The 13,120-nt window shown below is 63.9% G+C and carries 12 protein-coding genes and 1 pseudogene; 5 read left to right on the forward strand and 8 right to left on the reverse strand.

Features of this window, described 5'->3' with window-relative positions:
• A partial coding sequence (locus tag CHB84_RS21445; protein WP_141134773.1) for a transposase occupies positions 1 to 283 on the forward strand: 283 nt, incomplete at its 5' end.
• 115 nt (positions 284 to 398) lie between these two features.
• Here CHB84_RS21445 and CHB84_RS21450 read toward each other — a convergent pair.
• From CHB84_RS21450 to CHB84_RS21480, 7 genes are all read right to left on the reverse strand, one after another.
• Entirely contained in the window at positions 399 to 788 is a 390-nt protein-coding gene (locus tag CHB84_RS21450) for a metal-sulfur cluster assembly factor (RefSeq protein ID WP_089303470.1), read from the reverse strand.
• Complete coding sequence (locus CHB84_RS21455) at positions 785 to 1,876, reverse strand: amidohydrolase family protein (RefSeq protein ID WP_089303471.1); 1,092 nt, start codon at positions 1,874 to 1,876, stop codon at positions 785 to 787. Before CHB84_RS21455 ends, CHB84_RS21450 begins: the two co-directional genes overlap by 4 nt.
• 70 nt (positions 1,877 to 1,946) lie before the next feature.
• On the reverse strand, positions 1,947 to 3,497 hold the full coding sequence (locus tag CHB84_RS21460; protein ID WP_217898683.1) for an AMP-binding protein: 1,551 nt from the start codon (positions 3,495 to 3,497) through the stop codon (positions 1,947 to 1,949).
• A gap of 184 nt (positions 3,498 to 3,681) precedes the next feature.
• Positions 3,682 to 4,620, reverse strand: coding sequence for an alpha/beta hydrolase (locus tag CHB84_RS21465; RefSeq protein ID WP_089303472.1), 939 nt, complete (start codon positions 4,618 to 4,620; stop codon positions 3,682 to 3,684).
• The gene (locus CHB84_RS21470; RefSeq protein ID WP_141134774.1) at positions 4,604 to 5,836 is read right to left on the reverse strand and encodes an amidohydrolase family protein; all 1,233 of its coding nucleotides are present in this window, start codon (positions 5,834 to 5,836) and stop codon (positions 4,604 to 4,606) included. Before CHB84_RS21470 ends, CHB84_RS21465 begins: the two co-directional genes overlap by 17 nt.
• The gene (locus CHB84_RS21475; protein ID WP_089303474.1) at positions 5,833 to 6,174 is read right to left on the reverse strand and encodes a DUF4286 family protein; all 342 of its coding nucleotides are present in this window, start codon (positions 6,172 to 6,174) and stop codon (positions 5,833 to 5,835) included. The genes CHB84_RS21470 and CHB84_RS21475 overlap by 4 nt, the downstream gene beginning before the upstream one ends.
• Positions 6,175 to 6,402: 228 nt before the next feature.
• On the reverse strand, positions 6,403 to 7,506 hold the full coding sequence (locus tag CHB84_RS21480; protein ID WP_141134775.1) for a cupin domain-containing protein: 1,104 nt from the start codon (positions 7,504 to 7,506) through the stop codon (positions 6,403 to 6,405).
• Between the two features lie 342 nt (positions 7,507 to 7,848).
• Here CHB84_RS21480 and CHB84_RS21485 point away from each other — a divergent pair, with 342 nt between their 5' ends.
• The gene (locus CHB84_RS21485) at positions 7,849 to 9,108 is read left to right on the forward strand and encodes an IS256 family transposase (protein WP_089303476.1); all 1,260 of its coding nucleotides are present in this window, start codon (positions 7,849 to 7,851) and stop codon (positions 9,106 to 9,108) included.
• 71 nt (positions 9,109 to 9,179) lie between these two features.
• Positions 9,180 to 9,421: pseudogene (locus tag CHB84_RS24130) on the forward strand (IS982 family transposase); the annotation flags it as partial.
• A 177-nt stretch (positions 9,422 to 9,598) separates the two neighbouring features.
• Here CHB84_RS24130 and CHB84_RS23090 read toward each other — a convergent pair.
• The gene (locus CHB84_RS23090) at positions 9,599 to 10,486 is read right to left on the reverse strand and encodes a TetR family transcriptional regulator (protein WP_089303477.1); all 888 of its coding nucleotides are present in this window, start codon (positions 10,484 to 10,486) and stop codon (positions 9,599 to 9,601) included.
• Between CHB84_RS23090 and CHB84_RS21495 the strand changes: the two genes are divergently transcribed.
• Entirely contained in the window at positions 10,403 to 11,242 is an 840-nt protein-coding gene (locus CHB84_RS21495; RefSeq protein WP_217898684.1) for a helix-turn-helix domain-containing protein, read from the forward strand. The two genes, CHB84_RS23090 and CHB84_RS21495, sit on opposite strands and share 84 nt — an antisense overlap.
• 174 nt (positions 11,243 to 11,416) lie before the next feature.
• Positions 11,417 to 12,928 carry an IS110 family RNA-guided transposase gene (locus CHB84_RS21500; protein ID WP_425432327.1) on the forward strand — a complete coding sequence of 504 codons (1,512 nt, stop codon included), beginning with the start codon at positions 11,417 to 11,419 and terminating at the stop codon, positions 12,926 to 12,928.
• Positions 12,929 to 13,120 lie beyond the last annotated feature (192 nt).

The raw sequence follows: 13,120 nt of genomic DNA on the forward strand, positions 1-13,120 counted from the left end.
CAGGGTCGAGGCCGACCGGCCCGCGATCTCGCCCAAGCGCCTCACCCGCTACACCTGCTCACCCGCCCGGACAAGCTCACAGACCACCAGCGGGAACGACGAGCACCTGACCGACTGGATTGAGCAAGGCCGGGCCGAGGACCTGCCCCACCTGCACGCGTTCACCCGCGGACTCGAGTTCGACCGCCACGCCGTCAACGCCGCTCTCACCCTGCCATTCCATAATGGACGAATCGAAGGAGTGAACACCAAAACGAAGATGATCAAGCGGCAGATGTACTGACGCGCAGGCTTCACCCTCCTCCACCACCGCATCCCGCTCGGCTAACGCTACCCACCGTCACCACCGAATATGGGCCAGAGCCATTTAGCTGACAGGCCCCTCTACGTGTGTCGTTTCACTTGGGATTGCCTGCACCTTCCCACTGGCGGGGGGCTACTGGCACTTGGCTCATCGATCCTTGTCGGCGTTGCTCGAGTTTCGCTCGACCTTCGGGGGTCATCTCGTCGTGGGTCCAGAGGAAGTCGCCGTCGATGTCGACAACGACCGTTCGAACACCGGGGACCGACTCGATCCGGCGTTGGATGCTCTGGGTGATTGACCCGATAAGCACACACATGGGATTGGTGGGGCTGACGAGTACGTGAACGTCGCCGTCTTCGTCCACGTCCCAGCTCCGCACCAGTCCGAGTTCGAAGACATTAAGGGGCGCGCGAGCCGCGATGGAGCACGGGTCGTCCACGGTGGCGATGGCCTGGGCGACTGCGTTTTCCAGTGCGGTCATCATGCGCTCACCGCCTCTTGCCGGTTGGCGAACTCTTCTTTCCAGGTCGAGTACGGGGCGGGTCGGTCGTTGTGCCGGCGGCGCTGCACGAACTGGTCGTTGGCGATCTTGGCCAGTGCATTGTCGATGTCGAGTCCGAGGATGTTCGCGGAATTCCGACCGAGGATAAGCGCCTTGTCGTCCTTCGTTAGCGGTTCGATCCCATACCCTTGACACGTTTCCGGACTGAATTGGAAATTCCGGAACGCCTCGAGCAGCGGCTGCGTGTGGGCGAACATGGAGCCGTCAGAGAAGATGACCTTTGCGGGACCACCCCAAAACATGAACTCTGCCAGGGTGGATTCGAAGAGCTTGGGTGCTTTGAAGAGCAATGACATGGTCACTTCGAGGTTGGCATAAACATTGGGGTATCGCGCGATCGCCCAGGCCGTCTCGGTCGTGAACGCGAGCCCCGCGTGGATGATCTCAAAGTTCAGGTCCGGGAAGGCACCGGCCGCACCGTCCACATCATCGACACGGTATGGGTTCATCGGTACAGGCCCGAGCGGGGCTGCCTTGTGGATGGCCACGGTTTTGAGACCGTGCTCGCGGGCGCGCTCGAGCAGGGGGAAGGCGAGGTCGGTGTCGTCCATGCGCCAGGAACGGTCTGGGGCGACTTGGGCCGGGTACATTTTGAGTCCTACTGCCTGCGGAAGTTCCGCCATTTGCTCGTCGAGCTCTCGCAGGCAGGTCTCGAGGCCTGCCGTCGGGTCGACTCCGACGTAGGCACGAAATCGGTCAGGATATTTGTTTACGGCCTCGACCGTTTTAGCGCGGGCGCAGAGTCCATCGTAGAAGTAGGAATCCAGTCGCAGGGTGTGGGTGACCGCGATGTCGACGTCAGACTCCACGAACAGTGTCTCGGCCATTGCGTCTACCGACCAATCGGAGAAAAACTCCTCCTCGGTCATGTTGACGCCTGATGGCTGCCACCCCATATGCAACGCGCGCAGCAGATCCGCTACGTCCGTCCCTTGCTTGGTGCGGTAGTTCGATGGCGCCAAATTGTACGCATGTGCAACAGGATTTAGGATGAACCAATCGTCGAACATGTGACACTCCTTTGATTCTTTGACACCTGTCTCAGCGAAGAGAACTGGCGTGGGGGCTGTACTCCGAGCACTAGACTCGGCGTTCGAGGCCGGCCCAGTACTCGTCTCGGAGCTGGCGTTTGAGGACTTTGCCGTTGGCGCTGCGGGGCAGCTGCCGGAAGATCACCGATTTGGGTGCCTGGACGCTGCCGAGTTCGCTCTTGCATCGCTCGATCAGCTCCTGGGCCGTGATCTGCTGGTCGTCTTTGGGTTCGACGACGGCGGTGACGGATTCGCCCCACTTGTCGTCGGGAATGCCGATGACGGCGCAGTCAAGCACGGCGGAATGACCCCACATGACGCGTTCAACGGTACTGGGGTAGACATTGAACCCCCCTGTGATGATCATGTCGCGTTTGCGGTCGACGACGTAGATGAAGCCGTCGTCGTCGCGGTAGCCGATGTCGCTGGTGCCGTGCCAGCCGCCCGGACGGCGGGTTTGCGCGGTCTCGTCGGGGTCGTTGTGGTAACCGGTCATGACGAGGTCGCCACGAACCACGATCTCTCCGCGCTCGTGCGGTCCCAGCACCGTGCCGTCGTCGCCCATGATCTCCACCGCAGCGACCAGAGAGGGGCGTCCGCAACTGCGCAGGCGGTGCGCCTTTGCCGGATCACTTGCGGCTTCGGCATGATCGGCGGGCGCCATACAGGTGGCGATCATGGGGGCTTCGGCTTGCCCGAAGGTCTGCGTCATGACCGGCCCGAAGACCTCGAGGGCCTCGCGGAGCTTGTCCTCGGACATGGGTGCGGCGGCATAGATGAAGTGCCGCAGCGAGCTGACGTCGGTATCCCGCACGCCCGGATCGGCGAGCAGGGCATAGATAGCTGTTGGGGGCAGGAACAGCCGGGTGACCCGCTCGTACTCGATCGCGTGCAGGATCGCGCCGGTGTCGACACCGTCGTGCAGGATAACGCTGCCGCCCTCGGCCAACGTGGGCCACACGGATATTCCGGCGGCATGTGTCATGGGGGGTGCCAGCAGATAGATTGGCGGCGTGGGCTCGGGCATGTGCGCGTTGTATGCCAAGCTCATGGTCAAAAACTGCCGGTTGGTGACGGGAACCACCTTGGAACGGCCGGTGGTGCCGCCGGTGCCGAGCATCATGGCGACCGCGTCCGGATCGAAGGGCAGGCGTGGGACGGTCGTACCGGGTGGGACAAGCCAGCGCCCGAACTGTTCCTCGGAGTCGCCATCGAAGGCGACCGACATTCGGATACCGGGTGTGGCGGTCATGATCTGGTCGGCCCGGTCGGACAGTGCGGCGTCGTACAGCAAGATCTCGGCTTCGGCACGTTCCAGCAGTTCGGCCAGTTCGGAAGGTTCGGAGCGTGGGTTGACAGCCACCCAGGTCGCTCCAGCCCGCAAGATGGCCAGCACGCAGAGGAACGCCGTGACGTTGTTAGGGCTGTAAACCGCGATGCGTGTGCCCGGTACGGCGCCGTCATTGCGCAGGCTTGCGGCGATGCGGTGCGAGAGCGCGGCAACCTGCCGGTGATCCAGTGAGACGCTGCCGTCGGCGGAGCGCAGGCACGGGCCGTCCGGGTTGACGGCCACGCCGCGGTCGATGTAGTCAGTGAACACGAGACCTCTCTCAGGGACTGGTGTGTCTGTTTCTGTGCGAGCGATCATGCTGGGGAACCCCACCAGGATCGACGTGCGTCACCATTCGTTGTCAGGCCCACACGGGAACCCCACCAGGGCGCGCCCCTTATCGAGGGAGTCGACCATTGGCATGGGTAGCTCGTCGGCGAAATGGAGCGGTGCCTCAGGTATGTAGAGCTCGATTGATCGCAGCGGCGACGCTCTCGACGGCGTCCCTACCGGCCGGCAGCTTGCGCGGCGCCATCGGCGCGTGGTGGATCAGACTGGGCTGCTCGATGTGCTCCACCGCGACGTCGGATGCGCGGAGCTTGTCGGCGTAGTTCTTGCCGTCGTCGCGTAGCGGGTCGTATTCGCCGGTCAACACGAGCGCGGGAGCCAGGCCGGCGTGCGAGTCGGCGTGCAGCGGCGACAGTAACGGATCAGTCGGATCGCCCTCCGGTGCGTATTGCTGCAAGGCCCATTGCAGCTGCGGCTTCGTCAGCAGGTAGTCCTCGCCGAGCTGATCCCACGACGGCGAGCTCAGTGTCACGTCAAGCAGCGGCAGCATGAGGGCTTGGAAGTCCAACGATGGAAGATCGTCACGGTCACGGCTCAACATCGCCGCCGCGGCGGCGACCTGACCGCCGCTGCTTTCGCCCCCCACCGCGATGCGGCCGGGATCTATATCGAGCCGCTTGCCGTGCTCGCGGATCCAGCGGATCGCCGAGCACACCTCGTGAATAGCCGTCGGAAAGCGCGCCTCGGGAGCGAGCTGGTAGTCGACTGCCAGCACCGCGCACCGCGACCTGTCGCTGATAAAGCGAAGATACGCATCCATCAAGTCCACCGTCACGCGCACCCAGGAGCCACCGTGCGCCCACACGATTACTGGTTCTCGTTGCCCGGTATCAGGGATATAGAGTCGAGCACCGACATCCGGTCCCGCGTCGGACGGGATGTTTAACTCCCGCACCTCCGCCATCTCGACGATATCGAAGCTCAACGCCCGAAAGGGCTCCACCGCGGCGCGGAATTCCTCCAGCGACACTTCCCACGGAGGCGGTGCCGGCTTACCATCGCGGGATTGGGCGAGGAACTCGGCGGTTTCAGTGTCCAATGGCATACGATCTCCCTTCCACCGGTCGGGAATTCGGATGGGTAGTATTCGAGCGCGAGGTAGCTAGTGGTTGCTGCCGACCGCCATTGGCAGCCAGCTGCCTCGAAGCTCGCACGGCGCTGCCGCGGAACTCGGATCGCCAGTTCAGGTAGGGTTCCCAGCGTCCCGAGCGGTCGCGTTCCTCGGCGAATCGGTCGCGGATGATACGGTCTTTAGCGGCACTGAGATCGAACCCGATGATTCTGGCGTAGTTCTCCCCTAAGATCATGCGCTTGTCTGTATGGGTGAGCTTCTTGAGATCGTACCGCGCACACGCATCGTCACTGAGCTGTAGGCTCACCAGCCGGCGCAATATCGGCTGGCTGTGGGTCACCATGCAAGCGTCCGAGTACAGAAGCCGCCCCGGCCCGGTAAGCCGGAGGACGCCGCAGAGGACGCGCTCGAATTCAGCGGGTTGGTTCATCAGCAGCCCGGTGACCGACTCGAGCCGGAAATGAACATTGGTCCGAGTTGCCAGGGCCGTAACGGCTGCCGCGGCGTTCGGGTGCGTCGGTAGTGCCGTCTCAAAGCTCAGTTGCGGGAATGCCTTCGCAGCTGAGTCGAGGGCACGCAGGTGGTGTGGCTCGGTCGGTGCCAATCCGGCCCACGCGGCATGGTGCACGGCAACCGTCTTGATCCCCCGCTGCTGTGCGTGCTCCAGCAGCGGGAAGACGGCCCCCTCATCATCCAGGCGGAAGCGTGGGCTTGGCTCGTCCGCCGCGAGATGCAGCGTCATGCCGACGGCGCCCGGGATGCTATCCAACTCCCGATCAATGAGTCGACGGCCCGCGTCGGGACCCAGGTCGGGCTCAACGGCAACATAAGGCAGGAAACGCTGGGGGTGATGAGAGACGGCCAACGCGGCCTTGACATGCGCGTCCGCATTATTCTGTGGTTGCTGGTAAATGCGGATGGCATGTGGGGCAGCCAGGTCGATGTCGGTCTCCAGGAAAAGTGTCCGTGCAAGCGCCGTCGCCGACCAGTTCGAGTGGAACTCGGCGTGACTCATGCTGGCTCCGGAGCGGCTGTGCTCCCGGTGTAGCGCCCAGAGTCGCCGGCAAGCCGCTGTTGCATGGCCGTTCCTGGCTTCCGCGTGCGTCAGATCGCACACGCGTGATCCCGGGTTGATCACAAACATTCCGTCGATCATCGAACGCTTCTCAATCGCATCTTCGGTTTTCATTCCTCGGTCATTCGCTCGGTGATGGGTGTGAACGACCACGGTCCGATCGAGGCTGCGTCAATTGATTTCGGCAATGCTATGGTTCCGGACTCGACCCGCTTATGCAGCTCCTCCAGCGCCTCGTCGGGGTCTCCCTCGATTTCGTACAGGGCCATGTAGCGATGGGCGCTCGGCACGAAACCCGATAGCTGGTTGTCATTCAACTTGAAGCGTTGAGCCGCGACAAAACCCGGGATTTGGAGAACCTCGTCTAGATGCTGCCCGGTATACCATTCATTGAATTCGGCTTCGTTATCCTCGGTCGGATTGGAGAATACGGCCAAGACGTGTTTGGGCATGTGATATCTTCTCTTTCTAAGGAGTTTGGTTCACTAGGGACATGTGCTGAAAGGCTGTTCGGGAGCTGTTCGTCGGGCGCATCACCGACCTCGACTGGCGCACTGGCGACGCCAGCCGATCGCGGCGCCGGGCGTGGCCTGCGCTGGGACTGATGCCGATGCGCTCTAGCAAGGCCCTTGGCGCCGCGATCGGCCTCGCACCGAGGTCCGCAACACGCTCTGCGTCAGCTACTCCTCCGGGAACTCGCCAGGGGCCAAGAAATAGATCCCAAATTCGTCGCCCATCCAACGCACGGCCTCCGCAAGAGCTTCGTCGGACTCGATATCCGCTGCCCTCATTTTGGATATGTCGATGAAGAACTCTCCGAGCGAACCGCCGGGAACCTCGAAGACGAGCACGCGGGCACCTTCGCTGCCGGTCATCTCGTAGTAATGCGCCAGCTCCCGCGGAGCCCACACAAGGTCACCGGCTTGGGCGACGGCGGTCACCACGCCCTCGGGGGCAGCGACCCTCAGCGTGATTTCACCGTCCAGGACATAGAAGCCCTCGTCCTCCAGGGTGTGAACGTGGGCTCCAGCCACGTCACCCGGACCCCAGTTGATCTCTACCATGCCCAACGCGTTTCCGGTCTGTGCCCCGAACGCGTGGAAGGTGGCCTCCACGTCGGTCATCATCCCCCGGCCGATCTTGAGCGAGCGTACGTCCGATTTGTCGGACTTGTACGGCCGGTTGCAGAGATGCTGATCAGACCGTGGCGGCACGATGAGCTTCGCATCCGAGGTGAGCGGACCATGATTCAGACTCGGCGTCCGTGGCGGCAGATCGTCTGAGCCTGTATCGAGGTACACTCCGTAGTTCTGCTTGCTTGACTCAACCACCTGGGCCAAGTCTGGAGAGTCCGGCGACCCGTTGACTTTGAGTTGTTCGAAAAAGCTAGGAACCAAACTTGTTCCTGGTGTCAGGAACTGGATCAGGCGCGCGGGCCCGTCCTCGCTGACCCGTAGGCCGTGGCGGCGACGCACCGGGTGCCACACGAATTCCCCCGCAGTAGCCGTAAGCTCGAGATTGTCATCGGGCATCGGAAAAGTGACCGTGCCCTCCGCGACATACCAGCCCTCATCCTCGAACATGTGAGTGTGCAGGCCGATCTCGTAACCAGCAGGATAACGATGCTCGGCAACGCTGATCTGGCCGTTGGTCTGCGAACCTTCGGCCAACACAGACATCTCTACCGCTGGCGTGCCAGGCACCGCCCACTTGATCACCCGTCCCGGCGCTTCAATATGGAATGGCACGTTCGATACCACTGGCTGCGCAACTTGCGTCGTCACTGCAATCGTCCTCTCGTATGTGAGGTTCAACACCGTCCTCGGCGCTGGACAGAAAACTACACATGACGTCGTGTGTAGTCAAGTGGCTGAGTTGACCCACCGCAGATGCGCGCATCGGCGGGTCGTTGACTCATGTGGGAGGACAGACTCACCAGGGCAGGAGTGTGCTGCTCCAATAGCCCTGGTCACGATACTGATGATGAGTGAGCGACGTGCGGTGTCAGTTGAGTCCCGCGTAGTGGTGTAGTGCGGTGGCTGGTGTGGGCGTCTCGGACGAGGGAGCGGCCATCGTGTGATCCTTCGAGTCAACCTTCCACAGAATCCTCGAACGGAGTCATCACGATGGCCGCTGCTCATATTGTTGACCCTCATGGTCTGCTCGGTGAAGTCCTGGCCGAAGCGTCCCCGGATCTGATGCGCAGCATGTTGCAGACGATCATCAACGAGCTGCTGTCTGCGGAGGCTGACGCGGTCGCCGGCGCCGAGTACGGTCGGCCCAGTCCCGAGCGGGTCGCCCAACGCAACGGTTACCGCCACCGCGACCTCGACACCTGCGTGGGCACGATCGACGTTGCCGTTGCCAAGCTCCGCTCGGGCACCACGTACTTTCCCGAGTGGCTGCTCGAGCGCCGCAAACGCGCCGAGTCCGCGCTGATCACCGTGGTCGCGGACTGCTACCTCGCCGGGGTCTCGACCCGCCGTATGGACAAGCTGGTGACAACTCTAGGCATTAACTCGCTGTCGAAGTCGCAGGTCAGTCGGATGGCAGCGGATCTGGACGAGCACGTCGAGCAGTTCCGCCATCGCCTGCTGGACACGGCCGGCCCGTTCACGTTCGTGGCCGCCGACGCACTGACGATGAAGGTCCGCGAGGGCGGACGGGTCATCAACGCGGTCGTCCTGCTGGCCACCGGCGTCAACGGCGTCAACGGCGAGGGGCATCGCGAGGTGCTCGGAATGCGGGTCGCGACCAATGAGACCGGTGCCGGGTGGAACAGCTTCTTCGCCGACCTGGTTGCCCGCGGCCTGGGTGGGGTCCGCCTGGTCACCAGCGACGCCCATGCCGGTCTTGTCGAGGCGATCGCCGCGCACCTGCCCGGCGCGTCCTGGCAGCGCTGCCGCACACACTATGCGGCGAACCTGATGAGGATCTGCCCCAAGGGCATGTGGCCTGCGGTGAAGGCGATGCTGCACAGCCTCTATGACCAACCGGACGCCGCGGCAGTCAACGCCCAGTTCGACCGATTGCTCGATGACGTCGGCGAGAAGCTCCCGGTCGTGGCCGAACACCTCGATGCCGCTCGCGCTGACCTGCTGGCCTTCACCACCTTCCCCACGGACGTGTGGGTCCAGATCTGGTCGAACAATCCCACCGAACGGCTCAACAAGGAGATCCGTCGACACACCGACTCCGTCGGCATCTTCCCCACCCGCGACGCCATCGTCCGCCTGGTCGGCGCGGTGCTGGCCGAACAGACCGACGAATGGGCCGAGGGACACCGCTATCTCGGCGTCGACGTCCTCACCCGCTGCCGCCTCGCGATCGTCCCCCACACCGGAAACGAGGTGACCACCAACTCCCTGCCCACCCCGACCGCCTGACCCCACAACGAAGGATCACTACACCACACCCAGAGACTTGACCGCGGTGTCGAAGGCAATCCGGTATCTCGCCGCTGCGCCCGGCACGCAAAGGCGAAGCCGAACGTTCCGGCGCCCGCTTCTTCAAGCCACTGCGCCAACTCATCGAGTCGATCAACGACACCTGCAAAGGCCAACTCCACCGCGAAACCCAAGGGGACCACACCCCCGAGCAGTCATCGTGTGCATCTGACAACGCATCCTTGCCCTCACCGCAGCCATCTGGCACCACGACAAAATCGGCGCACCGATCGAACGGGCGATCACAGCTTAGGGACCACTGACCCCTTGACATGATTCATCTGAGGACAAGGAGTCGTTGCCACACTGTGGTTCTGTTCGGCGGTCCTGGACGCCGACGGGCAAGGGACTCGTCGACCTCGTCGCGAGTTGGACACTTGAGGTTCCCCAGCCTTGCTTGTTAAGCCGCTGATCCCCGAGGTCAGTCCGACTATGCAGGCTCTGGATCGTCGGCCAAGTAGATCGCGCGCATCCACATCACAGAGCCGACCTCAGCCAGCTCCTCGTTCGTCATCGCATCCACCGCGTTGATGAGGCCGACGAAGAGTAACCGCTCCCCCTGCCATACCAGGCCCTGCGCCAGCACGCGTGCTTCCGGCCCGGCCGGGGCCACACCTCGCTCCCGTTCCCGTTCAATCGCGGCTGTCGTCGCGTCAATCAGCCCGGAGATAATCTGTTGCCAAGCCTGGCTAACCTCAGGCACCGCGTTCCACATGTCGCCCGCCTCGCGCACTGCGGCGCCGTAACGCTGCCAGACGTCCCCCATGCGCTCAAACGTCGTCTTCATCGCCTCAAGTGGGCGCATCTCAAGCGGTCGTACGAACCAGCTGTCCGAAAGCTCATAGACCTCGTGAACTTCGTCAGCCGTCTGGTGCAGTAGCGCCGCCAGCGCCTCGTACTTCGACTTGTAGTAGCGATAAAAACGAGCACGGCTGATACCCGCCGACATAGCGATCTCATCCACACTAAGGTTTCGCAGCGGAGTACTCAACAGCAACTCCTCCAGGGAAGTGAGGATGAGGCCGGCTCGCCGACTCCTAGCCTGATCAGCACGTACGGTGCGACCATCTTTCGCCCCCTCCAACGTCTCACCTGCCATAAACTCTGTATTGTACCGGTTAGCTGTTCTGCCCAGGATGGTTGGTGACACGCGGCGTGGGTGATTGATAGACGAGAGCCTTCCTTGGCTCGGTGTGAAGCGAACGAAGCAGTCGCACCGCAAGGAAGGCTCTCGATGTTTCATCGTAACGCCCCGCTCACGCCGGAAGGGCACCGTCGTCTGTGTGAACGTGTCGACGCTGGCCGCCCGATCTGCCATGTCGCGGCCGAGGCCGGGATCGCCCGGCAGACCCTGGGCCACTGGTACGCCCGGTGGCAGGTCGAAGGCGAAAACGGGCTACAGGACCGCTCCAGCCGTCCCGAGACCAGCCCGAACCAGACCCATCCCGATGTCGAGGTCCGGGTGTGTGCGCTGCGCCGCGAGCACAAGGTCGGGCCGGTGCAGCTGGTCGGCACCCTGGCCGAGGAAGGCATCATCCTGCCCGCCTCGACGATCTACCGGATCCTGGTCCGGCACAGCCTGTCTCGGCTACGGGATCTCGACGTGGATGGTCAGGACCTGCGCGAACCGGTGGTCCGCTACGAGTGGGACCGGCCCGGCGACCTGGTGCACGTGGATGTGAAAAAGATCGGCCGGATCCCCGACGGCGGCGGCTGGCGCGTCCATGGCCGCGGCTCGACCCAGCACAAGGCCACCAGCCGGGCCAAAAGCGCCGGTGCCCGCGCCGGCTACGTCTACCTGCACTCCGCGGTCGATGACCACTCCCGGCTGGCCTACACCGAGGAGCTGGCAGACGAGGCGGGCGCCACCGCGGCCGGGTTCTGGCAGCGGGCGGTGACATTCTTCCGCCGCCACGGAATCACGCGGATCCACCGGGCGCTCACCGATATTCAAGCTTGGTGTGCGGTGTTGAGCCTGTCTTGTCGGCCGGCGGGGAAGGATCGGTGCCGTCCGGCACCTGCCCGTCAACGTTGTTTGACCGAGTGGAGCGCCGCGCGACTCCTGGCCTGTTGACCATGCTGGCGGGTGGGGCCACTGCCGGAGTACGAGATTCCCTGTGAGGAACCCGGCGACCACAATCCCGGTGGGATGGATGTGGATCCCTGTTAGCGAATGTCTGGTGCGGATCGTGCTCCAACGGCGGCCCGGCGGCCGGAGCTGATCTCAGACGAGCAGAGGAGACCGGTAGTGATCATTCGGATGGGTATCGACATCGCGATTCGGGCGCCGCACCAGGCCAGCCTGGCTGACGAACAGGGACGGGTGCTGTGGTCCGGGCACCGATTCCGCACCAGCAGCGAGGATCTCGATCGGTTGTGGTCACGGCTGCCCGACGACGTCATGCCTGATCAGGTGACGATCGTGATGGAGCCGACGCGCAACGCCTGGGTTCCGTTGGCGGCGTGGTTTCGCAGACGCGGTGCCACCGTGGTGCTGGTGTCCGCCGAGCGGTCGGCCGACCTGCGCGCCTACTACGCCAAGCACACCAAGAGCGATCGGCTGGACTCGATCCTGCTGGCGCGCCTGCCGCTGCTGCACCCGGACGGACTGCACCCGGAGCACGGCATCGGCCCAGGCGATCCGCTGCGGCGAGCAACGAAGCTGCACTCCACACTGGTCAAGCGCCGCACCACCAGCCTGGCCCGGCTCGATGCGCTGCTGGAACTGCTCGGACCGGATTGGCACGCCGCGCTGGGCGGTGACCTAGCGAACAAGACCCCGCTGCGGTTCCTCGCCGCTGGATACGCCGACCCACACACCCTCCGGAGACTGGGGCGTTGCCGGCTAGCCCGATTCTTCTACCGGCACTCCCGCGGCGCCTGGGGCGAGCCCGAAGCTGACAAGATTCTGGCCGCGGCCAGAACAACCGCCGACTTGTGGGGTGACGAGCTCGCATTCGCAGAGCTGGCCGAAGACATCGCGGTCGAAGCCCGTTTGGCGCTAGCCATCACCGACGAGATCAAAGACGTCGACGAACGCATCGCCGTGCTGGTCGCCGAGCGCGACCCGGACGGCATCATCACCTCCGCCCCGGGCGTCGGCGCCGTCACCGGCGCTGTCATCCTCGGACGCCTGGGAGACCCCAGCCGATTCTCGTCCTTGGCGGCGGTCCGCAGCTTCAGTGGTCTCGTGCCGTCGCTGGACGCTTCGGGCTTGTCCGGCAGTCATGGCGGCCCCACCAAGCGTGGCGATGCCCTGCTGCGCGAGGCCCTATTCATGGCCGCGAGCCAGGCCCGCCGCCACGACCCGACGCTAGCGGCGAAGTATCACCGGCTGATGGTCGAGACAGGCAAGCACCACAACTCGGCGCTCTGCCACATCGCGTCCATCCTGCTCACCCGCATCGCATCCTGCTGGAAGAACCAGAGCCACTACCAACTCCGCGACGTCGACGGCGCCCTCGTCGACCGCGACAAGGCACGGGCCATCATCGCCGAGCGATACACCGTCCCCGAACAGATACGCCGATCACGCGCCACAGTCGCGGGGACGAGCCAGCGAAGCAAGGAGTCACAAGCTGCTCCATCGACCGGCCCGTCCACCACCCACGCTAGACGCCGCCGAGCCGCTCGACATTCCTTAGGAACGCAACGGTTCCTGCTACCGCTCCCGCACCTGGCGCGACATGCTTGCCGACCAGCACATCGCCCACACGCGGACCCGGGCCTACCGGCCACGAACCAACGGGAAAGTCTGTGAAGACTGGGGCTCGGCGCTGCACCGGGTCGGTCTGACTCCGGCCAAGGTGTGACCACGGTGTCCTGCGTTCGATTTGTCGGCCGGCTCCGGTGCAGCGCCGCGGCGCGCACCGGCCAGACGGATCTGACCTGATAGGAGCTTGGACGAGAAGCCCCGTCACAGACCTGTCGCCCGTCCGGCCGGTTCGCCCCA

Source organism: Haloechinothrix alba (assembly GCF_900188115.1).
Taxonomy (GTDB): domain Bacteria; phylum Actinomycetota; class Actinomycetes; order Mycobacteriales; family Pseudonocardiaceae; genus Haloechinothrix; species Haloechinothrix alba.